The 26,613-nt window shown below is 45.8% G+C and carries 3 protein-coding genes; all 3 read left to right on the forward strand.

Features of this window, described 5'->3' with window-relative positions; all coding sequences use genetic code 11:
• Positions 1-10: 10 nt before the first annotated feature.
• The 3 genes from LDO37_RS07855 to LDO37_RS07865 are packed head-to-tail and all read left to right on the forward strand — an operon-like array spanning position 11 to position 26,557.
• The gene (locus LDO37_RS07855; RefSeq protein ID WP_126609846.1) at positions 11-5,221 is read left to right on the forward strand and encodes a non-ribosomal peptide synthetase; all 5,211 of its coding nucleotides are present in this window, start codon (positions 11-13) and stop codon (positions 5,219-5,221) included.
• Positions 5,221-17,373, forward strand: coding sequence for a non-ribosomal peptide synthetase (locus LDO37_RS07860; protein ID WP_126609847.1), 12,153 nt, complete (start codon positions 5,221-5,223; stop codon positions 17,371-17,373). The genes LDO37_RS07855 and LDO37_RS07860 overlap by 1 nt, the downstream gene beginning before the upstream one ends.
• Entirely contained in the window at positions 17,366-26,557 is a 9,192-nt protein-coding gene (locus LDO37_RS07865; RefSeq protein ID WP_126609848.1) for a non-ribosomal peptide synthetase, read from the forward strand. The genes LDO37_RS07860 and LDO37_RS07865 overlap by 8 nt, the downstream gene beginning before the upstream one ends.
• Positions 26,558-26,613: the final 56 nt, after the last annotated feature.

A 26,613-nucleotide genomic window follows, 5' to 3' on the forward strand; every position in this document is an offset into this window, starting at 1 on the left:
GCAGTGGCAGATGACTTCAAAAGATAAAAAAAACAAAAAACCCATAACTGACTCAATTATAAGTAAATTTACAGATAACGTACGTCTTTCTCCTGATTCCCCTGCCTTAGATGATAATGTTGAATTTTTAACCTATGCACAGGTTGATGTTCTTAGCAACAAAGTTGCCTATCACATTAGCTTGATACAAAACGAATCGTCGGCTTCTGTGTTGTCTGTTGGTATTTCACTTGAGCGTGGAAATGACATGATCATTGCCATGCTCGGTGTCCTTAAAGCTGGGGCAATCTATGTACCTATCGACCCCAACCAGCCAGCAGACAGAAAGCGTTATATGTATGAAAACGCGAACTGCGACTATCTGATTTGCGATGAAGACAATACATTTAGTGACCTCTCCAATCACTGCGATGACCCATATGTGAAAAGAGGATTAATTAAAAACTTAAGAGTTACAGAAGCCCCTTCGTCTGCAGATGCTCGTTCTCCAAAAGTTCATGATGTGGCGTGCATTCTTCATACTTCTGGATCAACAGGAGTACCAAAAGGCGCAGCATTAACGCACCTTGGTTTACTCAATACCAGTTTTTCACTCAGCGAAAAGATGAGGCTTGATGCCACTTCCACTGTCCTCCATTACGCATCGTTAGGGTTTGATTCTGCGACACTTGAATGGCTGCTGGCTCTGACTAACGGCGCTCAATTGGTGATCATTCCAGAAGATGACCGCACAGCACCGGATGCGTTGGCAGAATTTGTAGCTCGAAAGCAGGTCACGCACGCTATTTTTCCTTCAACTATGTTGCCCTACTTGGACATCAACCGTTCATACGTATTAAAAGCCATGGCATCTGTTGGAGATGTTGCCGACCCAAGCTTGTTGTGGCAATGGACCCAAAAGTGCAGCGTGTTTAATGGCTATGGTCCGATGGAAATGTCAATTTGTACCTCGTTACATTCAGTGCTGGATGCCGAGCCAATCACCTTGGGCAAGCCAATTGACCGAACCGAGGTTTTGGTTGTTGGGGATAGTGGCGCTCCCGTTGATACGGATGAAGTAGGCGAGCTCTGGGCAACTGGGGTGGGGCTATCTTTAGGCTATATAAATAACCCAAGTCAGACCGCCAAGTCGTTTGAACAACGTCAAGATGGAAGGACTTGGTATAAAACCGGCGACTTAGTGAAGTTGGACTCAAAGGGAGAGCTGCATTTTGTTGGGCGAAAAGATCATCAAGTTAAAATTCGTGGCAATCGAGTGGAACTGGAAGAGATCGAGCAAAGCCTCAAGTCGCTTCAAACGGTAGAAAACGCGTGTGTTGTGGTCAAGCAAGACGCAGGTGGCAATAAGTATCTGGCGGCGTTTATCTCCGGAGACGAAAAAGTCACAGGTGATGAAACCGATCATGTGCGCCAGCAACTAACCGAAATGTTGCCTGAAAGCCATTTACCAAGAGTGTTTCAATGGCTGGATTCCATGCCACTAACGGCAAACTTGAAAGTCGACCGCTTGGCTATTCAAAATATTCATCTTACAGATTCAAAAAAGGCTGTCACGCAGAGTGATAATGTTCTGAAAGCATTATTTTTATCAGAACTTGGGGGGGGAGATTTAGCCGATGATGCTCATTTCTATCAGAAAGGGGGCGACTCGATTGCATCCATTCGGTTGATCAACCAAATAAACCGGGTTTTCAATTGCAACTTGAGCATGCGCGAGTTTAGGGAAAACCCAACCATTTCAGGGATTGAGAATCTTATCTCTGCGAAGGGTTTAACTTCTATAGCCGATGCCAATTCAAAAACTGGTGCTACTTCAAAAACCGATGCTATCTCAAAAGCCTTAGTTCAACACCAAAACAGACCAGAAATGTTTGATTTATCAAGCCAACAATTAGTGGCTTGGTATATGTCCAAGCAGCAACCGGAGAGCAAAGCCTACCTCGCTGAAGCGGCGATTCACTTTTCGGGTGAATTGAACTTTCATGCGTTGGAAAAATCGCTCAACGCCTTGTTTGCTCGTCATGACATCTATCGAACCATTTTCAAAGATGAATCTGGTGAGCCTATGCAAACTGTGCTGCCCAGTTTCGAAATGAAACTTAGGGTAATTGAAGCCGAAGCGGTCATAGAGCGCGCTGAAGCTGGCTCAAATTGCAACATAGTCCTAGATAAAAAAGCCGTTATTGACCGTGTGTTGACTCAAGAACTGCCAGGTATTTCCGATCTTTCAACGCTACCTCTTGCCGAGTTCGTATTAATCCGATTTAGCCCTAACGATCACGTGCTGTTGCACCAAGAGCATCATATTATTCACGACGGTTGGAGCGGCAGCGAATTTACTCGGGAAATGATGGAAGCGTACCGCGCTTACTCAAATTGTAAGGAATCTAGTGATACCAAATGGACGCCAGAACCTGTCGCGCAATATTATGATTTCCATATGGCGCAACAGGCATGGTTAGAGTCGAAAGAAGCAACCGAACAGCTGGATTACTGGAAAGGTAAGCTAGAAGGTAGCCCTCAAGGTGTCGCGCTATTTGGCAAGCAATCCCATTCCCTCGGTTTTTCTGGTGGGCATCAAAAAATGGTGTTTACCAAAGCCCAGTGGGCATCAATGGAACATCGATGTCAGCAGCTCGGCATGACGCCATTCGCTTTTACTTCCGCTGTGCTTTATCTTTGTATGTGGCGATATTCAGGTCAACAAGACCTCACATTTGGCTCTGCTTTTGCTAACCGAAATTGGCGAGATTCTCACGGTACCCTCGGCATGTTGGTGAACACATTGGTGCTTCGACAGGCGATGGATTCGACGCAGTGCGTCTCTGACTTTCTTGCCGAGACCCAACGTGTGATTGATGAGGCGCAAGACAACCAAGAGCTGCCGTTCACAAAAATAGTGGAAGCGTTAAACCCAGATAGATCTTCCGTCAGTAATCCGTTTTTTAATGTTCTTTTGGGCTTTCACGATACACCTATCGATGTTGATGCCATACCTGATCTGGACTGGTACAAAGATGAAACCATGATTTCGGAAACCTCCAAGTTCGACTTAGATTGTTTGGTTGTGCCGCGTGGCGAGTCGTTCAATCAAGACGGTGAGGTTCATTTTTTGTGGGAATATCGGAGCGATGTGTATTCACCCGAAGAAATCGCCGTATTTTTGGAAAGCTTCCATGGCTTGTTTTTACAGCTGAGTGAAAGCTATGAATCCATGGCATCACAGCCTTTATCTTCTGTATCGGCGATAACACCTAATCAATCTAAGTGCTTGGTTGAGGACTGGGGTGTTGGCGGTGCGCTATCTCACCCTGTTCGACACAAATACGCCAAATCGAGCATCGCCGCTCTGATTGAAAAGGGTGTTCAGAACTTCCCACAAAAAGTGGCACTGAGTACGAATAATCAAAAAATTACCTACGCTGAACTGGATAGAACGGCAAGCCAAATTGCCATTGATATGGATGCTCTGGGTATTGCGCCTGGTGATCGAGTTGGTATTTCAGCAGGTCGATCCATTGAGCTGGTGGCATCCATGCTTGCGGTGTTTAAGTTAGGCGGTTGTGCGGTGGTTATAGACCCGAGTTTACCGCGTCAGCGTCATGTATTTATGGCGCAAGATGCCAATATTTCGATACTGCTATTTGATGGACGTGATTCGGTTCATCAAGACAACAATGAAGCCGTTGGATCGTTAGCACCACTCACGCTGGACATTGCCCAGTGCTTTGGGATTGATAGTACCAGCCGTGTTTGGCGAACCCCTATTTTTGAAGACAATCTCAGCGCTTATGTGTTGTACACATCTGGCTCTACTGGCGTTCCAAAAGGCGTCGAGGTGACGCAATCGTCGCTTCACAATGAATGTTGCTGGCACATCGACCAATTCAAATTGAACGAAGATAGTATCGGAACGAGCCTTGCTTTTGCTGGGTTTGATGCCTTTTTGGCGGAGGTTTTTCCTTTGCTTATGTCCGCAGGGCACGTGGTTTTGATTGAAGATAAAGATCGAGATAACCTCACCGCGTTATCCGATTGCATGAATAGTCACAACGTCACTCATAGCTGTTTACCAACAGGGTTACTTGAAGCCGCTTGTGCCAGCCAGTTTAAATGGCCAAGCTCGCTTGAAAACCTACTAGTTGGTGGGGATGCTCTCGGTAATGTTGTGTTTCCAGAAGGGTTTGACGCCAGCTTTTACAATCTGTATGGCCCTACAGAAACCACCATCGACGCGACGTTCGCCAAGCTTACTCCTAAAACAAGGGGCGATGATGGATCAGAGTCGCTAGCACCGCCGATAGGGCGCCCTATCGCCAATGCTTTTGCGGCAGTGATTATCGATGGCGATATAGCACCTATTGGCGTTCCCGGAGAATTGTTCATGGGGGGCGCTGGCATAGCCAATGGTTATCTTAATCAAGCGGAATTAACCCAAGAACGCTTTTCCCTAGGGGATGTTTCGTCGTTTGCTTCGGATATTCGTTGGTACAAAACAGGGGATTTGGTTCGCTGGTTACCTAGCGGTGAACTTGAATATCTCGGGCGGTTGAATGATGAAGTTAAAGTTCGGGGTTATCGTGTTTCTTTAGGGGAAATTAGCGCTCAACTTTTACAACTTGAAGAGGTGGCGCAAGCTACCGTGGTTGTTAGGCAAGGCGCAATATACGCTTATGTAACCTTAACGGATCATGAGGCGATTGCATGGAAAAGTAACAGCACCAAGTATGAACGCCAGCTAGCAAGAAAAGTACGCGTGTCTCTTAAAAAGACTCTACCTGAATACATGCGCCCCAGTGCCACTCTGATCATAGATTCCCTTCCACTTACCGAACAAGGCAAGCTTGATAAACGTCGTTTGCCTTCACCGTTTGAAGAAGAAACCACCTTTGAGAGTGCCAGCGGCGTTATGGAAGAAGCCATTCTCGCTATCTGGCTGGAATGTTTAGAGCTGCCTTCGCTCAGTGTTACCGACAACTTTTTCTCGATTGGAGGGCATTCGCTTTTGGCTATGCGGATTATTGCTCGTATCCGAATGGAGCAAGGGGTCGAGCTCCAAATGAGTGACTTTTTTGAATTCAGCACGGTGCGTGAATTGGCGAGTTACATCGAGAGTATTCTTGCGGTTCAAGACGACGGGTTCTCTAGCATCTCTGGAAGTGGGGGTGAGATTGAAGGTGAAGGATCCGATTCCGAATTCTTGGAAGAGGGTGAAATCTAATGGCTCACGAATTGATTCGGTTAGCGAAATCGCAAGGTGTACACCTTTACTTAGATAACGGCGCCTTAAAATATAAAGCCAAAAATGGCCTGAGCAAAGAATTAGCCACGGCATTGCGCAGCAGTAAATCCGAAGTAATTGCGTTTTTGCAGCAACATACAAAGCAAAGCACCAGTATCCCAAAGAAAGAAGCCAACAGGTTGCGATTTCCCTTAACGTCTGCGCAGCAACGACTATTTTACTTAGAAACGTTATACGGAGATAAAGCACCTTACAATATGGCGACAGCGTTTCGAATGAGTGGTAAGCCAAGCATTGAGAAGCTGGAAAACGCCATTAATGCCATTATCGAAAAGCATCAGGTACTCAAAACGCAATTCCAGATTATGGATGGAATACCTGAACAGGTGATATCGCCAGACGTTCTATTTACTATCTCTGAATGTCCTGATACACCAAGCATTTCCAATGCTGTAACAGATGAGGAATGGATGGCGGAAGAGGCAAGCCGACCATTTATCTTATCTGAAGCCCCTTTATTCAGGGTTAGCACAAAAGCCAGTTCAAACTCGAATAGCACTCTGATCCTGTTTGTATTCCATCATATTGTGTTTGACGGTTTGTCTTACCGACTTTTTTTCAATGCCCTTAATGAGTATTTGTCTACAGGGAAGATTGAACAAGTTGTAGATTATCAATACGGCGATTATGCCGCTTGGCAACAAACTGAGGGTAATACGGCTTTAAAAGCCGGAGAAGCGTATTGGTTTAAGCAAATGAAAGGCGTTGAAGAGCTCAACAGCTTAACCCCTGATTTTCCGCGCCCCGATACGCCTGAGTTTTCGGGCACGATTAGCCGACAAATTCTGGATAAACATTTAACCGCGACACTCAGAGCCTTTGCCCAGCAACAAGGGGTTTCGTTATTTACGTTACTTCAAACGTTTTTCTCACTATTGATTGGGCGTTGGACAGAGCGATCCGATGTTGTAACGGGTACGCCTGTCGCTGGGCGTCAAGTGTCCGGTTCAGAACAACTTATTGGCTTTTTTGTTAACACCTTAGCCCTTCGTTTTAATCTCGCCGATGATCATACTTTTCTGAGTTTACTCAAGCATTCAAAAACCAAAATAGCGGAAGCGTTTCGACATCAAGACGTGCCATTCGAGCGCATTGTTCAACAGCTAGGACATGAGAGAAGAAGCGGCTTTTCACCCATTTTACAAGTACTGTTTGCGTTGCACGAGGAAGGAGAGTTTCAACTCGATATCGATGGTATTCCGTGTGAAAACGTGGTGGTTGAGCGCAGCAACATCAACTTCGAACTTGAACTTCACATCATGGACAAAGGGGAGGTGTTGGAGGCGACGTGGGTGTTTGCTGATAACCTTTTCCATGAAAGTACCATCACATCGCTGCAAGAAGCGTTGAATGCACTGATTCAAGGTGTATTGGCTGAACCTGAATCCGACATTCATCAATTACAGTTGATTTCGCTGAAAACCGAGCAAACCATCGCGTCTTGGAACCAAACTGGTAGGGACTACCCGTTAGACAAAACGTTTGTCACGCTATTTGAAGAACAAGCTGCCAAAACCCCCGATAGCGTTGCGTGCGAATGGTCTAATGCTAATGGAGGTGTTGAAAGCCTCAGTTATCACGCGTTAAACGAAAAGGCCAACCGCCTTGCGAACTACTTGATAGATAAAGGTGTGAAATACGATCAATGTGTCGGCCTGATTGATGCTTGGTCGCATACGTCTTTGGTTGGTATTTTGGGGATATTAAAAAGTGGTGCAGCGTATTTACCGCTGGATCCTAATCACCCAGAGCAGCGCTTGAATCAAATATTGTCTTTGGCGTCTGTCGAAGTGCTGCTGATGGCAGGTTCCTTTGAATTAGATAGAGCAACAGCTCAATCCGTTCATACAGTGGTGGATTTAAGTGAGCCCGATTTTTGGGTCGAGCTTTCCCCAGCTTCACAGTCAGACCCGCTTGCGCATACAAATCCTAGTGAACGGGGAATCGCGTCGCAGCCAGACCATCTTGCGTATGTGATCTATACGTCCGGCTCCACTGGTGTTCCAAAAGGCGTGATGGTTGAACACAAAAACGTTTCGAACTTTCTGTTTTCATTGCAAGACACGGTCGAGTTGGAATCAACGGATGTCGTCGCGTCCATTGCGCCACCCGCGTTTGATATCCACGTAACGGAAATGTATTTACCGCTAATGTTGGGAGCAAAAGTGGTGCTGCTGAATTGGGAGCAAACGCGCGCTCCTTCTTCTATCGCACAATGCCAGCAGCAACACAGCATAAGCATGATGCAGGGTACGCCTTCAACATGGCAAATGCTAATCGACGACGGTTGGCAGCCATACAATGGTTTGAAAATGCTGACGGGTGGTGATGCACTTGGCAGGCAACTTCACGATAAGCTATTGAGCAGTGGAAGCACGGCTCGATTTTACAACTTGTACGGACCAACGGAAACCACGGTCTATTGTTCCGGCAACGAAGCGTTTCTTGATAACCCACGCATCCACGTTGGGCGTGCATTTCCGAACAACCATTACTATGTTCTGGATGATTTTCATCAACACCGCCCTATTGGTTGCATTGGCGAAGTGTACCTTTCTGGTGACAACGTCACAAGAGGGTATCTAGGGCAGCCAGAACTCACGACTGAAAAATACCGCATTGATCCTTTTCTAAAAGAAAAGCATCGCTTATACCAAACGGGTGATTTGGGAAGATGGTTGCCAGATGGGACCATCGAAATCGTTGGGCGTAAAGATTTCCAAGTAAAAGTGAATGGATTTCGAATTGAGCTGGGTGATATTGAACATCAAATAAGGCAGCACTCAGACGTTGAACAAAGCCTAGTGACTGCAATACCTAAAAGCCGGATAACGGGCAGTGAACCGTCAATAGGTGAGCCGCAGATATTGGTTGCCTACATCAAAAGCCAAGCCGATAGTCTTGAGCTAGAAGAAGCATTGAAATCAAGGTTGGAACGGGCGCTTCCAAGGTACATGATGCCGAATTTCATTATGGTATTGCCTGAATTCCCACTAACGGACAACCGTAAAGTAGATCGGCGCGCACTGCCTCTTCCGGCGTTTCACCTGCAATCCGAAAGCAAGGTACCCACATCGGATACCGAGCGTTCGCTTTGTGCGATATGGTCGGAATTACTCGAACAAGATATCCAGAATATAGAGGCAAGCTTCTTTTCATTAGGAGGGCATTCTATTCTTGCGATCAAAATGATCAGCCAAATTCAGGAGCATTTTGGTGTTCGTTTGTCACTTAAAGTGTTGTTTGACGCCCCCACAATTGAACAAATGGCAGAGGTTCTCGATGAGCAACTTATCAACTCGTCAGAGCAAGAGAGTAATGGTCATATACCCATTATTCCGAGAGCTGCGACCAAGAGTGTTGCGCCACTGTCATACTCTCAGCAACGCTTATGGGCGTTAGATTTACTTGAAGCAAAAGGGCGATTTTACGCGGTACCTTTAATTTATGATGTAGACGAAAACATAAATCATCAGGCACTTTATCAAGCCTGTCTGGCTTTGATTCAACGCCATCAAATACTCCAAACAGGGTATCAAGTGGTCGAAGGTTCAAACGGAGCTTCGAGTGCTGAACAAATCACGATGGGCGAAGATGCATTCCAATTTTTTACTGAAGATGTTACTAAGCAAACCGAGCTGAACAAAGAGAAAGCGCTAGGTGAGTTCGAAAGGAAAATGGTTGATACGCCTTTTGAATTGGCTAAAGGCGAAGTATTCAGAGTTGGGTTAGCTAAGCTAGGAGAGCGTAAGAGTCGCTTATTTATAGTGGTTCACCATATCGCGACAGACGGCTTATCTTTATCGATACTGCTCAACGAACTTCAGCATTACTATCTTTCACTTTGTTCTAACCATTCGAGCGAAAATTTGAAGCCGTTACCCTTGCAATACCGCGATTATGCGGCTTGGCAACGGGAACAATATGGCAGTGAAAGCTGTCTTCGACATCGTTTAGAAGCCTATTGGGATCAACGGCTAAAAGACTCCCCCGAACAGCACGCTTTGCCACTCGATTTTGCGCGCCCAGAAACACCAACTTACCAAGGCAAAGCGTTCAAACGTTCCTTGGGGGAGGAATTGTCGGAGAATCTCACCTCCTCAGCTAAGCAACACAGCACGACGTTGTTTAACGTTATTTACAGTGCTTTCTCTCTTTTGCTGACACGCTACTCTGGAGTTGAAGAGATCGTTATAGGGACGCCCGTTGCAAACCGTGAGCGAAAAGAGTTAGACGACTTGGTCGGCTTTTTTGTGAACAACCTGCCGCTTCGCGCAAAGGTGGAACCATCCGATAGTTTTGAGTCCTTACTCAAGCGAAATCATCAACACATTTTGCAAGATTTTGAGCATCAATCTTTGCCATTTGAACACATCATCTCGCTGGTTAATCATCGCCGTCAGCTCAATTGCCCTCCAATCTTCCAAGTTATGCTTTCAATGGAGCAAGAAAGCCATGAGACCATTGATTTTGGTTTCACTCAGGCAGCGGCAGTGTCCCCAAATTCTACTGAGGCTAGGTTTGATTTAACGTTGGGTGTTAGACAATCCTCAGATGGGATTGCACTCTCTTGGAATTTCTCCAGTGATATTTTTGAGCAGGCGACGATAGAGTCCATGGCCGTGAGTTTTGAAACATTGATTTCCAAGCTTGTTGCAGAACCTAAATCCGAGGTGAAAACACACGCCCTTGCTGATTGGAGCGTGTTCGACATAGAAGCCGATAACGTAAAATCAAACGACCAATCTACGACATTATTGGCATTGTTCGACAAACAAGTAGCGCGTCATCCAAAGGGTATCGCGCTTGTGTGTGAAGAGCGTGAGATCAGTTTTGATCGTTTGGATGCACTGGCGAATCGGCTAGCGAATATGCTGGCTAGCAAAGGTGTGAAGCCGGAAGAACCGATAGCCATTGTGCTAGACCGCTCGCCAGAGATGATCATTGCCATGCTTGGTGTTGTAAAAGCTGGTGGCGCGTATGTACCGCTGGACAGCAACCAGCCGAGTCAAAGACTTATCCAAATTATTAAAGACAGCGGAGCACAATTTGTTCTGACGTCGATAAAGCTTGCGAAAACCACCTTGTCTGAACTGTCGGATGAAAGGTTGATACCCATCGAGTCAGAATCGCTTTTGGGCGAGCAGATTAGTCGATTATCTTCTAAACAATTACCTCATAAACAATTGTCCCCTAAACAGCTGGCGTACGTCATTTATACCTCGGGGTCGACAGGGCAACCGAAAGGGGTGATGGTCGAGCACCAAGGTGTGGCGAATTACATTCAAAACCAAAATGAGTACTTAAACCTGAGCGAATCGGATATAAGCGACTCCGCTGGTTTTCTTTACTTAACCAATTTTGCGTTCGATACGTCGGTAGCCAGTATTTGGGGAGCCCTTGCCAGTGGTCGCCCGCTGCATATCGTCTCGGAAGCAGAGCGCTTTGATATCGATAAGCTGCAAGCCAAACTCTATCAACCAGAGCGTTATGCCGTGGCGTACATTCCTCCAGCGTTGCTAAAAGAGCTGGATGTATCTGGGCAGGGGGAATTGATTCCACGAATGGTGGTGTCGGGGGAGGCAACAGATGCCGATCTTATTCATTCATTAGTTAATCGAACACAGCTTTTCAATGAATACGGACCGACGGAAAACAGCGTATGTTCTACCGTTCATCGGTATGAAAAAGGCGATGTCGCGAATGTGATAGGGAAACCGATCGCAGGCGTTGGTTACGCACTATTGGATGATTTTTATCTCCCTGTACCGCAAGGGGCAAAAGGGCGCTTGTATTTGAGTGGAGCCGGTGTTGCGCGAGGGTATGTAGGTAAGCCTGAGCTGACAAAAGATAAGTTCAGGAAATTGGAAAACAGCGACACCGTTTATTACGACAGTGGTGATGTGGTTCGGCTGAATGTTCGGGGAGAGCTCGAATTCTTTGGGCGATCTGACAATCAAGTGAAAATTCGTGGGCACCGCGTAGAGCTGGGTGAAATCGAGCATTGTATCTCACGAGTTTCAGGCGTGAAGTCGGCCAAAGTGCTGGCAGAAAAAAATGACAGAGGCACGCTGGTTTTAAACGCTTACATTCAGTGGGATAGGAGTTTAAAAGCGATGAACTCTGAGATGGAGTCAACGCAAGATATAAGCGCAGAGCTCTTATTCTCTGTAAGAAACCAGTTAGAACATACATTACCTGACTATATGATGCCCAGTGCTTGGGCATTCGTGGATGTTTGGCCTCTTACCCCTAATGGGAAAATTGATCAAACCGCATTACCAAGCGCCAAACCGATTCAGCGGGCTTCTCACTCTTTATCGTCAAATGATGCTGCTCAAAGTTCCTCCCTTAAAACACGGGTGGAACAGGTTATAGCCCAAGTATGGCAAAGGCTGCTTGGGTTGGAAAACATCGATGTGAATGACAACTTTTTTGCACTCGGGGGCGATTCTATCGTTGCTATGCAAAGTGTGTCGCGCTGTTCTTCGGAGGGCGTTCGCTACACAGTGCGTCAGTTATTTGAAGCGCCGACGGTCGCTGCATTGGCGGATATTGTTTCTGTCCATGATGATAATCCGTTAGAAGGCGAATTTTCACATACAACCTCATCTCTTTCTGTTAGTGGTGAAATGCCGCTACTACCCGTTCAAAAAGAATTCTTTTTCCACGCCAAGAATGCAGAGAGCCCTCATCGATTCAACCAGTCTATTCTGCTTGAGTTACATCAAGCGATAACCGATGAACATTACGTTTCGGTGGTGAAATCGTTAGTCAACAAACACGATGCGCTGAGGCTTTCTTTTCATTTGGATGATGACAATTCGAAGAGTGAAAATGCAGAAGTATGGCGAGCCACCCATCAAGAAATAACCGATGAGTGGTTACAACAGGCGTTAAGCGATATCGCGGTTCAGAGCCAAAGCGAACTTGCCGCTGTGTGCGATCGTGTTGTTGATGAGCTGGATATCACACAAGGTCCGTTGTTCCGGTTTGTAAAAATCACCGACCGATCCACGCAAACAAACAAGCTGTTTGTGGTCGCGCATCACTTGATTATTGATGGGGTGTCTTGGCGTATTCTATTGGACGACTTGCAAGCGTTGTTGCTCCATCCTGACGATTTCCGGCGTACTAAAACCTTGTCGTTTTCTGCTTGGTCGCAGCGTAATCTCGAATGGATTACTGGTGATGCAGGGGCGAAAGCAATTCCATATTGGAGAAAGGTTGAAGCCTCGATTAAGCCACGTTTCAGCTCTACACAAAATCCAGTGATGGCGCATATTGAATTCGATATTGGGGCGAGCCAAACGCAAAAACTGACCCAATCTGCCCACCGCGCTTACGGAACCAATACTCAAGATATTCTTCTGGTTGCCTTGCTTCTCAGTTTGGGCAGCGATACTGAATGGGGAGAAAATAATATTGGAGAAGGAGGCAATGTAGATAAGAGAAAAAATACGTCCCTTTCTATGGCCTTAGAGACGCACGGACGACATGCCGAGCACCTTTGTCTAAATGGAAAAGATGCCGACTTAAGCGAAACAGTCGGGTGGTTTACGTCCATATACCCGATGAATTTGTCAGGGAATAGTGCCCAAATATCCGATCTGATTTGCTCGATAAAAGAGCAAGTTCGCAGCGTGCCAGACAAAGGTGTGGGCTACAGTTGGCTAAAATCGTACACGGACTCGCTCGATAAAAACGCCGCTCAGCCAGACATATTGTTTAACTTTCTTGGTCAGTTTGGTGGCGATACAGCACCAGATTCAATTGAAAAAAACCAGACAGTCTTTTCAGTCGTATCGGGATTTAGAGTCGAAGACGGCTCGAAAGGGAACATGACGCCACGTGCGATGGCGTTTAACTGCCGGGTAAGGAACGGGGTTCTGTCGTTCGATTTGGACTACGATACGGGCTGTCTTTCTTACGAACAGGTCAGCGCGTTTTCCGTTCAGTTTCAAAAACGACTCACGCAGCTTATTGATCACTGTGTAGAGCAAGAAACGACTTGCCGCACTCCTTCCGATTTCCGCGTACCTGATTTACATCAAATAGACATCGACGCTTGGGAAGCTGCCCATACAAACGCATCTCTTTCTTTGATTGATGTATATCCGGCAACGGGGATGCAGCAAGGCTTGCTGTTCCATAGTGAGCTAGAAAAAGATGCGTATGTTACCCAGCTCACCCTCACATTGGATAACGTTGATCCCGATATTCTCAAATTGGCATGGCAGGCTGTTATCAATCGACACGATATTTTAAAAACGTCGTTCGCGCTCTCAGAAGAAGGAACGCGATATCAGCGCGTTACAAAAGAGGGGATACTGCGCTGGCAGCAAACGAATCTAACCAGTCTTGATGCAGGAAACGGTTGTGATGCGCAAAACAGCGCCGGTGAATTACAAGACCAAGTGGACGCCATTGCGCATCAAGAAAAGTGGGAAGGTTTTGATGTGTCGTCACCAACGCTCACTAAGTTTCATTGGTTACAACTTTCAAAGGGTCAGGGAAAACTGATTTGGTCTACCCACCATGCACTGTTGGATGGTTGGTGTCTGCCTATAATTGTGAGCGAGCTTCGAGCTTGCTATACGGCTTGCGAGAACGCTTCTACGCTGGCATTGCCATCTACCAAGCCTTATCGCCGCTACATTGATTGGTTACAAAATCAAGATCATCAACTTGCTCGGCAGTATTGGCGAGATCAACTCTCTCGTTTTGAAGAACCTACACCGCTGCCTTTAAAGTCGTTCTCGGAACACGCTAACGAGTCTTTAGGTGCTAACAAGGGCGAGCAAAGATTCAAAACACTGCCGCTGTCGTTGTCTTCGCTGCAAACCCAAGGGTTAGAACAACTAGCAAGAGAATCGGGATGCACTTTAAATACCGTACTTCAAGGTGCGTGGGCATTATTGCTGTCGACCTATTCTGGGCGCGAACAGGTGGTATTTGGCTCGACGGTTTCTGGTCGACCGGCATCATTGGCTGGTTCTGAAACCATGGTAGGGCTATTCATCAACACGGTGCCTGTAGTGGTTGATGTTGATCTCTCAGCTTCATTAAACCTCTGGCTACAAACGTTGCACGTTCAAAATGCACAGTCTGAAGAGTTTAGTTTTTTGCCTTTATTCGAGATTCAAGCGCAAGCAGGCAGTGCTTCTCAAGCCTTATTTGACAGCATTTTGGTGGTTGAAAACTACCCTGTGAGCAATGAAGCAAGGAATGCTCAGCATGATGGAAGTTGGCAAATCTCCGCAGTCGAATCGATAGAGCACACCAACTATGGCATTTCGCTTCAAGCGTACAAATCTACTGCTACAGATAATGCAAACAATAAAACCTCCCAGTTGGAATTGTCCGCAACTTACGATTGCAGCAAGTTTACTGATTGGCAGATGCGGCAGTTGGTTACACATTTAGAAAACGTGTTGCGTGCCTTTTCAGGTAATTCGCACTCCGCATTGCGAGACGTTCCAATGTTGGGTGAGCAAGAGCAGTATTACCTGTTACGCGAGTTGAATAACACACAAACTGAGATCCCGACGCAATCGATTCATGGGTGGGTGGAATATTTTGCAGCGAGCATACCCAATAAAACCGCATTAATTGAAGGCGACAGGCACTGGACATATCACGAGTTAAATCTGGCTTCGGATAGGGTTGCCCATCATTTGCAATCCAAGGGCATTCAAGAAAACGATCGCGTTGGTGTATGCGTTGAACGCTCAGCAGAGATGGTTTTGGCTGTATTGGCAGTATTAAAGCTCGGGGCTTTGTATGTGCCGATGGACGCGAAATACCCAAGAGAACGCATTGAACTATTGGTTTCGTTGTCAGAAACACAATGCATTCTAACGGATGGCAAGGCGGAATTTCTCTCAAGCAATTCGCGCTACCAGGTCATCGATATTTCCCCACAACACATGAATGAATGGGAACAGCCTAGCCGCTTTTACAGTGTCAAACGCGACCTCGGTGACAGTGCGATGGTGATCTTTACATCGGGTTCTACGGGGCAACCAAAGGGTGTGGAAGTGCCACATAGTGGCGTGGTCCGCTTATTGAAAAACACGAATTTTGTGTCGATTACTCCTGATACAACAGTGGGGCAAGTGAGTAACTTTTCTTTCGATGCTTCTAGTTTTGATATCTGGGGGGCGCTCATCAATGGTGCTACTGTCGTGGTGTTAAAAGACGACGAAGTACAGGACGTGAACCGATTATCCGAGCAGATATCAACTCACAACATCAAGGTATTCTGTATGGCGACCGCGTTGATGAATCAATTAGTGGAGCTTAAACCGAATTTGTTTGCGAACGTAGAGTATCTTCTTTTTGGTGGTGAAGCCGTTAATGGGAAAACTATTGAATCGATATTTGAATACGGAAAACCTAAGCACCTTGTAAACGTTTACGGACCTGCGGAAAACTCCACGATATGTTCTACTTACGAGATCACCGAGCTTCGTTCTGATTACCCCATGGGTCGTGCAACAGCGAATTCCACTGCGTATGTATTAAATCATCGCCAACAGTTGGTTCCATTAGGGCAAATGGGGGAGCTGTACGTAGGTGGGAAAGGATTGGCAAAAGGCTATTTTGGTCGAAGTGATTTAACTGCTGAACGCTTTGTTCATCAACAGCTTGGTGCCAACCACATAGAACGTCTATACAGAACAGGTGATTTGGTGCGTTACAACCAAGAAGGTCAACTGGAATTTGTTTCGCGTGTCGATCATCAAGTCAAAATTCGGGGGCAAAGACTCGAACTTTCTGAGGTTCAACTGCGAATATTAGCGAGCGACAGTGTAGAGGCAGCGTATGTTGGCACTCTAAATCGAGGTACAGAAAAACAACTTTATGCAGCGGTTCAATTTGCAAACGCTGAAGATTCCGAAACAAAACTAACGCAACTTAAAGAGATTTTAGGATCCATATTACCCAATTTTATGGTGCCTACACTTTGGGTTACCGTGGAAGAAATGCCACTAACACCCAATGGAAAAGTAGACGCTAAATCGTTAGCTACATTGGCCGAAAACAGCAATCAGAAACAAGTGAATACCGGTGCGCCAAGAGACGATGTGGAAATGGCGCTATACCGGATATGGCGAGAGATTTTGCTCGAGAAAGAAATCGGAATACGCGATAACTTTTTCGATGTCGGGGGCTCTTCAATCGCTGCGATCAAAGTGATGCACTTTATTGATAAGCAGTTCGCAGTACGTATCCCAGTGTCGGAACTTATTAATCACCCAACCATTGAGGCATTAGGCGGATTGGTTCGTGCTGAGGCATCCAATCAGTGTCAGTTGTCCAATCAACGGCAGCCGTCGTCGAATTGGCCCCATGGTGTGATCGAGTTTCGACCCAGTCAAAATGGTAAGAATGTTATCTGTATTCACCCTGCGGGTGGTACGGCATTTGGTTACCTTTCTTTCGCTAAAGCCATGCCTGAAGAATATGGGGTTTATGGAATTCAAGCGAAGGGTGTTGATACGGATGAAGATTTTTTGCCTGATGTACAAGCCATGGCTCACTACTATTTAGACCAAGTTAAATCGCTGTTAGACAAGCCCCATGTATTTGTTGGCGCTTCCTATGGTGGAATTGTGTCTTTTGAGATGGCGAGGGTAATGAAAGCGCGAGGATGTTCGTTCTCGACGGCGGTGGTTCTCGACAGTGAAGCTACTGAAAATAGAGCGGCACTTGCCAAAATTCAACCTGTTTCGAATGAAGTATTTCGTCAGAAACTCGTTACTTACAACGGCATGTACCCTGGTATTAAAGACCAACAAATTGAACGCTATCACCGCCTGTATAACCACCATCTGGATACATTAAAAAAACTGACTCTTGATGTGTCTAGCGCCCCAACGATCCTAGTATTGGCAACCGATGATAAAGACGAGGAACACCTGCAGTTAATGCGAGATTTTTGGTCAGCTAAAGTCGCCGCGACCATCCAAGTGGAAACCATTCAGGGTGATCACTCGACGTTGCTGGAGCCGCCATATATTGATTCCGTCGCCCGTATGATCGAGAAGGAGCTTTCACATGATTGAGCAATTCATGCAGGTGGTGGCAGAACAGGGTAATCAAATCGCGGTTGAAGATGGGAACCTGAGCCTTAGTTATTCAGAACTGGACTCGATTTCTAATGCGTTAGCGTCATCTTTGGCGAACATAGGCATTCATGAAGGGGGGCATGTAGGCTTGTGTTTGCCTCGCTCCGCAGAATTGATCGCAACCATGGTCGCGGTGATCAAACTAGGTGCTTGTTATGTACCTATTGAACCGAGTATGCCCGTTAGCCGAAGACAAGCACTGTTTGAGCAATGCGATATTCGAACTGTATTGAGTTATAGCGAGCAAATAGAATTATGGCGTCATGAAGAAGCGGAGAACAGTGTCGCAGAATTGTTCGACTTCAAGGCTGAGTTTAATCACGCCTTATCGCAAGCTAAAAGCGGGGAAATATTTGAATTTAAAGCATTTATAGCTTCCCCCGATACGCTGGCTTGCTTATTTTTTACATCAGGTTCAACGGGGTTGCCGAAAGGTGTTTCCGTTCTAAATTCCGGCATTAAAAGTGTGGTTCATCAACCCAATTACGTGCCGCTGACATCTGGAAAACGCGTCGGTAATTTCGCGAATCCTTCATTTGATGCATTAACGTTTGAAGTTTGGGGTGCTTTGCTAAACGGTGCGACTGCGGTGGTATTCACGCAAGAAGAGATCAACGATCCTCAAGCTTTGGCACGCAAAATAGAGCAGTCTGCGTTGGATGTTGCATTTATGACGACGGGGCTGTTCAATCTTATGGTGTTGGAGTTCCCACAAAGCCTTGTGCACATCAAGCATCTACTCGTTGGTGGTGAAGCGTTTGTCGCCAGTAATGCCGCCCCGTTTTTCGACGCTGCAACGAGTGATGGGTTTGAAGGTAGCGATTATCCCGCGTTATACAACGTGTATGGTCCTACTGAATGCACGACGTTTAGTGCATGCCATCGCCTGCAACCCGAAAATGTCAAACAGTACATTCGTGATGCGAGAGTGCCAATAGGTAAGGGCATTAATCGCACTCAAGTCTATGTTGTGGTGGAACAAAATAGGCTAGCTCTATCTGGTGAGGTGGGCGAGATCGCTATTGCGGGTCCTGCTCTGGCGCAAGGATATTACGGCGATGAAACCCGAAGCGCAGAACGGTTTGTGTATTTGCCTTGGTTAAAGGAACACGTTTACCTTAGTGGCGATCTGGGTATGCTAAACGAGCAAGGCGACATCGAGTTCTTAGGGCGGGCGGATCAACAAGTCAAAGTTCGAGGGCATCGGATTGAATTATCTGAAATCGAGCAATGTATTCAGTCTCATCCGGATGTGCTGCATGCTTCTTGTGTTTCTGTAAAAGGGCAAGAAACGGATATTTACGCGTATTTATCTCTGCATTCACAAGTGTCTAAAGAGGCGTTGAGGCAACACATCCGCCAGTATTTACCCAGTTACATGGTGCCGCATCGTTTTTTTACTATCTCTCAAGCGCCTCTCAATAAAAACGGCAAGTTAGACAAACGTCGGCTCAGAGATATGGAGCACGTTGAACTCGTTAGTGAGCAAAGCACTGCACAATTTAGCGATCAGATTGACGTGCTTGCCCCGACTGTCGGTAAGCTATTTGTTTCCGTCGTTCGTGAGATGTTGAAGTTAGAAAGCAGCCCCAACCAAAATAGCCGCTTTTTAGAAAGTAGCTTTTTAGAAAACAGCTTGGTCGAAAATGGTGGCGATTCGCTGAAAGCCATGCGAATCATTGCTCGTTTGAGAAAGCAATTATCGGGGAGTCTAGAGCTCAGTGTCGGCGACTTTATGGCGAGCACAAGTTTGATTCAGCTGGCGACCGATATAGAACAGCAATATGCTGCGTTATCTGAATTTGAATCGGAATCTGAAAAAAGCCCAGAAAGTGGCTTGGAGTCGAGTTCGGAAACTCAATCGAATGTCTATTCAGCCTCGCCAGAACAAAGCCGTTTGGCGTTACTGCAATATTTAAATACCGATTCAACGGCTTACAATGCCCCTTTTGTTTTCACACTGACTGGAAATGTGGATGTTGAAGCATTGCAGAAGGCGTGGATAAGTGTTGTAAAACAACATGGTGCATTGAGAAGTCAATTTTCCACATCGAGTACAGGAGTCAAAGTCGAGGAATGCGATTTCCAAGATGAAGTGGGTTCCTTACGATACCAACTTCTGCCAGAACACTCAGTCAATGAAGCCATTAATGCTCGTGTGACTCAACGCTTTAACATTGAAGCTGCCCCGCTGTTTACGTCCGATTTAATCGAAGTGGATGGGAGTCAGGAGCAAGCTACTTATCATCTCGTTCTTTGTTTTCATCATTTAATTGTTGATGGGTGGAGTATCAATGTTCTCCTGAACGATTTGAGCTGTGCGTATGAAGCATGCACATCGAATCAGGCGCTTAAAGTAGATAGAAAAGTTTCAAAATACCGTCATTTTAGCCAGCAAAGACAAGCGACTATTGCCGCAAGTTCTTATCAAAAGCATATCGAGTTTTGGCGAAGTCAGCCGTTGAACACCGTGCCGAGTTTGTTTTCGTCACTATCTTTGGTGAGCAAGCAAGTTGAACCTGATGGTGTGGTGAAAAAAACGCTCAGGCCAAAAGAGTGGAATGCACTAAAAAGTAATGCCCAAAATAGAGGTATGTCGCTGTTCAGTGCATTACTTGGCGTTTGGGGCTTAACGCTAAATCGGTATTTTCATCAAGATCGCGTGGCGATAGCGTCCCCAGTGGCAAATCGAGAAGGTGGCAATTTTGAAAACTTGGTGGGTATGTGTGCAAATACCTGCCTTTTTAACATTGAGATGCCAATAGGGTTAGAAGTCAGCAAGTTTCTAAACAAAACGCATCATAACGTTACGCAAATTCAGAAGCATCAACAGGTGGATTTTGCAGAAGTCGCCAGCTTAGTGCAACAGCGATCTGTAAGTGGTATTAGCGATGATGTTATTGAAAGTATGTTGGTTTTGGAAAATACCGATCCTAGTATCCTCGCCATCAAAGGGGCGGAGATAAACGCACAAACGTTGTTTAGTGGTGAAGCAAAATTTCCCATTACTTTGTTCGTGACCGACTGCGGTGACAATGCGGAATTGGTATTGGAATATCAGGGTAAAAAGATATCGAATGAGGCAGCCAATGCCATAGTGTCTTCATTTATGACCCTTTCAACCCATTTATTCCAATCATTAGATCGAGCGATTCAACAGGTACCCCATTTGTCGCCATCTCAGTTGGCACGAGTTGCTGAATTCTCGAAACCTCAATTGCAGGAGCATAGATCGAGATCGCCTTCTTTACCTTGGCACCGCGTCGAGGATTGGTTTGCTTACCAAGCTTCCGTTTCGCCCCACAATATTGCGGTGGAGATGGAAGGGCAGCAGCTCAGTTATCAAGCATTGGAGGCGCAAAGTGAAAAGCTTGCTGTTGCCTTGCGTACCCAATATCAACGAGCTCCAAGTGAGACGATTGTCGGGCTGAGCTTTTATCGCGGTATTGAGCTCGTAGTGGCGATCATGGCTATTTTAAAGTCGGGGGCAGCGTATCTTCCCCTCGACCCTGATTACCCGAAGCAGCGTTTAAACACTATGTGTGAGTTAGCAAACCTCGATTTGCTGTTAACGAAAGAGGGCAATTTAAATAGCTTTGTTCGCAATAGCACCTCTAATAAAGGCGAAGCCGATTCGGTTTCTAGCCCAATTTATTGTCTGAGTTCGAGTTTTGAGTTGAAGCCATTCACTCAAAAAGAATCGCACAAAGAGTCCCAGCAAAGCTCAGAACATATAGATGTTACTGCACCGCCAGAGGTGATTGAAAAGCAGGGCAGCGACAGAGCCTATGTTATTTACACTTCGGGTTCTACCGGTGTTCCGAAAGGGGTAGAGATACCACACGATGCATTACTGAATTACCTCGATCATTGCGTAAATCATTATTTTGAAGACGCGCAATTGAGCGCTGGCGTGGTGTCTTCTTCGGTAAATTTTGATGCAACAGTAACCACTTTAATCGCGCCTTTAATGGCGGGTAAAACGGTGAAGCTGATACCGCAAGACGGGAATGATGTTCACTCGCTAGCCAGTACCATCAAAAATGCTACGGAGCCGATGGTATTCAAATTAACGCCCACCCACCTAAAAGCCCTGAATCATTACTTGGGAAAAGAGCAATTAGAACTGGCACATCGCTTCGTAGTCGGTGGTGAAGCATTTGATACCGCTACTGCAAAGCAATGTCAGCAGTGGCTTCCTTCCGCAAAGTTGATCAATGAATATGGCCCAACTGAAGCGACGGTCGGTTGCTCTACCTATGTATATCCGCCTCAAATGAATCAATATCATGATGCGGCTTTGCCGATCGGTCATCCTATTTGTGGGGTAAATCTTCATGTCTTAAATCGACACGCGCAGCTCTGTGCCCAGAACGTGATTGGTGAAATACACATTAGTGGAAGTGGCGTCGCATTGGGGTACTTGAATCAAGCTGAAAAGACCCGAGAGCGTTTCGTTCATTTGGATATTAATGGCGCTATTCAGCGTTGTTATAAAACGGGTGATTTTGGTTACTGGAACACTAATGGGGAACTCATATTCTGCGGGCGAGAAGACGATCAAATTAAGCTTAATGGCTATCGAATTGAATTAGGTGACATCGAAGCCGCATTAGCGCTCGTTTTGCCTAATGTGCGCAGTGCTGTGGCGTTAAAACAAAGCGAAAACGCAATGCTGGTGGCGTATGTCGAACTCAGTGAAAGTCAGCTTGCGAACAAGCAGCAAGTTGTAATGGATGTGTTGGCTAAACAGCTACCCAACCACATGATACCAAGCCACCTTTGTTCGGTGGATACTTTGCCGGAAACACCAAATGGCAAGCTGGATCGCGATGCGCTTCCAATTCCCGATTTGGCAACAAAAATCAATAATGGTGAAGCAGAGAAAGCACATTCAGAATCGCCTTTAGTTAATCATTTGATTTCGATGTTCAGCCAACAAAATGGTACTCAGATTCATCCAGATACCCCATTTTTTGAATCGGGTTTTAACTCTTTAAATCTCATGAAAATGCATAGCCAATTATTGCAAGACGAATGGCTTTGTTCTCAATTCTCCCCGATTAATCTGGTCGATCTTTTTGCTTATCCTAGTATCCGTAAATTGGCAGAATTTCTAAGGCAAGAAGAGGCTTCTTGCGGTGAGTTCGAAAGTAATGAACGTAATGAGCGTAAAGGAAGTACTCAAACCAAAGAAAGCAGCAAAGCCGTTAACCGTGAGATAGAAAAAAGCCACGATATTGCGGTTATTGGTATGGCTGTGAACTTGCCAGCGGCGAGTGATTTATCGGAGTTTTGGGAAGTCATTAAAAATGGCAAGGAGTGTATTGAGCGCATTCCATTAGACAAAAACAGCGAAAAGTTTGATGAGGAAAATTGGGTCTCTGTCCGTTCCAGTATGTTAGGTGTAACAGATTTCGACCCTGCTTACTTTGGTATTTCCGAGCACGACGCAAAGTTGATGGATCCCCAGCAGCGACATGCATTAATGACTGCCGTCCATGCTCTAGAGAATGCAGGCATAGAGAATAAAGATTTAGAAACAAAGGTTGATTCGAATGGATCCGATATGGAACCCCATTCTTCTCTATCGGAAGACATTCGAAAGATTGGCGTTTTCATGAGTGCGAGTGACAATACTTATGGTCCAGCCATTGCTAAACATGGCGGAGAGAAAATCGACCCATACCATCTATCGCTGTTGAACGAGAAAGATTTCATTGCCACACGTATTGCGTACCACCTTAATCTTTCTGGCCCAGCTATTACTGCTCAAACGGCTTGTTCTAGTTCTTTGGTTGCGATTCATCAGGCTTGCCAGCAAATTCAATTGGGGGATTGCGATATCGCGTTGGCTGGCGGTGTGAACGCTGATCTAGAGACTTTAGATGGCTACCCATTCAGGAAAGGGATGATTTTATCGGAAGATGGGCATTGCAAACCTTTTTCCAATCAGGCGAGCGGTACGGTTCCAGCCAATGGAATAGGAGCGGTTGTACTCAAAAGGCTGGACTTAGCAAAGCAAGATGGCGACCGTATTTACTGTGTGGTGAAAGGCAGTGCCGTAAACAACGACGGTGGAAACAAAGTCAGCTTTTATGCTCCGTCTGTTCATGGTCAGCGCGATGTTATCGTACAAGCCCAGCGAAATGCCCTAATATTTTCTGAGCAAGTACAGTATGTAGAAGCGCATGGCACTGGTACTCCATTGGGTGATCCCATTGAAGTGGAAGCTTTATCTGCCGCGTTTGACGCGAACCGAAAGTCACCAGACACCAATGGGTTATGTCAGCTAGGATCCCTTAAAAGTCAGATGGGACATTTAGGCAGTGCGGCTGGAGTGGCAGGGTTCATTCGTACGGCTTTGTGCCTATATCGCCAACATTACCCGCCAACGCTTTGGTCGGGCAGCCTAAATGAAGCCATTGATTTTAAAGCGGCTGGGTTTGCTTTGAGCACGCAAGCCCGTGCTTGGGAAGGTCGGAATAGATTCGCTGGCGTCAGCAGTTTTGGGATGGGTGGCACAAACGCGCATGTGATTCTTGGAGCTTTCGATGACGTCATTAATGGCGCTCTAAAATGGGATAAGCCACCAACCACATTCAATACTAAATCGTACTTGAGTCCGTATTACGCAAAACCTATTAAAACCAGTGAACTTCAGCACACGACAGAGCGAATTCGAGTGCCATTTGAACAGTGGTTTTTGGAAGAAAGCTGGCAGCGGCTTCTTCGGGTAAAAATGGTTAAAGGGGTAAACAATCAAACCCTCTTTATTGGCAAAAAAAGTGAGTTTCGTGATGAGGTCATAGCCCATTATCAGCAGCAAGGTAACCAAGCCACTTACGTTTCTAACTCCGCAGACTTGCAAGCATGGTTGAACATTGAATCCAACGAGGTTGCGCAGCGAAATGTAGTCGTATTTAGCCAAAGTGATCATTCAGAAAGTGGCTCTATACAACCTCTGTGGCAACGAGTTGAGTTGGTTCAAGCCTTGCAATCTTGCAGTTCAACCACTGACATCCAAGTAATTTTCTTAAACTCAGACTCAGCAGAGGTGTTGGGAAACGAGCCGGTAAATCCTGATAGTGCTTTAATGAATGGTTTGGTTAAAACCATGACCATAGAAAACCCAAGTATGAATGGCTATTGTTTGGATGTGAGTGAAAGTGAGTCGTCATCCGATTTAGCGGCTTCTTTGACCCATCTATTCAGTTCATCGAGCGCCAGTTCTAGTCAACCGAATGAGCCCTTTTTCGCTTTGCGCCATGGCTATTTATGGCAGCGATTATTTGTAGAATCGCCTATTGAGTCAACAAAGTTTGCTTGGCCGAAAGAGCAAGATCTGCGTAAACAGAGCAGCGAATCCAACGTGTATATTGTTACGGGTTCGAAAGGAGGCATTGGACGGCATTTAACCCAGCACCTTTTAGCGCAAGATAGCCAAAACGTGGTGATAGGATTATCTCGATCAGCAAAGCAAGAAAGTATTCAGCAAGGTGTGAGGGAACAACACATCCAGTGCGACATCTCAAATGGTGCGCAATGGCAATCGCTGGTGGAACAAATTCACCAAACTTTTGGCTGTATAAAAGGCATTGTTCACGCCGCTGGGCTAGCTGGTGCTGCGATGATACATACGCTCAATGCCGATACTCTCCAACAAAACGTGGGTGCTAAAGTGCTAGGAGCCATTCAACTAGCACATTCGATCGATACGCTGAAGCCGGAGTTTGTTTTGTATTGCTCGTCGATGTCTTCCATTTATCCTGTGGCTGGGCAAACCGATTACAACGCAGCAAATGCGTTTCTGAATCAGATGTCTTCCTGTCGAGGGGGTTCAACAACACGAATGATTTCGGTTAATTTCCCGACATGGCTGCAAACAGGCATGGCAAAAGACATCAATAAAACAGATTTTGCGATAACGCCACAAGAGGGGCTAATGGTTTTTGATAGGGTGATACATAGTCTATTCGAAGGCTGTTTGTATGTGTCGCCTTTAAATCAGGGCGATGCACGCGATTTCTTTCATTCGCTCAATCATCGGGACGTCCGTACTCGTAATGATAAAAACAGCGCCGAGCAAAGCGGATATTCAAAGAATTCGTTTGTCGAGGATGCGAACAATAATTTAGACATTCGCCTTAAGCTAACAGCGTTATTTTCAGAAGTGTTGGGGATGGAAGAGAGTGACATCGACCCCGATGTTTGCTTTTACGATTTAGGCGGTGATTCGTTAACTGTGCTCGATTTGTTGGATGCACTAAACGAGTTATTTCCCGATGCTTTTACCTTGGTGCAACTGAATCAGAATGTCTCTATTGATTCGCTTACTCTTCATTTGGAAGCTGGTTTTTACTCAGAGAAATATGAGCAGATAGAAAAAAATGGAGAGTTAAAAAAAAGCCGGCACGTGGATGTACTGATTCATCCGGTTGGCGGTGATGTGTCGGGTTACCGAAAGTGGCGAGAGTGTTATCCGAAAAGCAGAGAACTGATCGCTATTCGAGATCCTTTATTGGAAGGAGGGGCGTCATTGAACACGATTCATATGTGCGCTCAAGAGTATTGCGCTCAAATTTCTCCTCATCGAGTAAAACGCGTGATTGGTTGGTCTTTTGGGGCAGTAGTGGCGCAGGAAATGGTGAAGCAATTAGGTGACGATGTAGAGCTGGTTTTGATAGACCCTCCTGCGCTTAACCAATCTGCGCAGCATCTTCCTCAGCTTGCCAATTCGGTTTTTGTTAAAGAGGTATTGCAACAATACCCTGAACTTAAAGGGCGATTGAACGAGCACAGTTCAGTGAATGACATTGTCGATGCCATGCATACAAATGGTAGTGAGGCACGCCAGTATTTGGAGCGCGTTGTTTCTGCTTGCCAGAAGAATGCCAATGCGTTGAGGCAATACAAACCTAGCAAAGTTCACGTTAAGCAAGCTTGGTTGTTTGTGGCGTCGGAGCATTCTCCAACTGAGAAAATCGATGTCACAGAATCGTGGTTATCCATTCTTCCTGATATCAATATTTATGAAGTTAATGGAGACCATTACTCGATTTTGAATGAAGCGGGATCGCGCGATATGTTGTCCAAGATTGGGGAAACTGCACCACATTAGGAGAAAGCCTAAATAAAAACGCCCTGCTCAATGAGAGGGCGTTTAGGTTTAAATGA

It is taken from the genome of Vibrio penaeicida (genome assembly GCF_019977755.1).
In the GTDB taxonomy this organism is placed as follows: domain Bacteria; phylum Pseudomonadota; class Gammaproteobacteria; order Enterobacterales; family Vibrionaceae; genus Vibrio; species Vibrio penaeicida.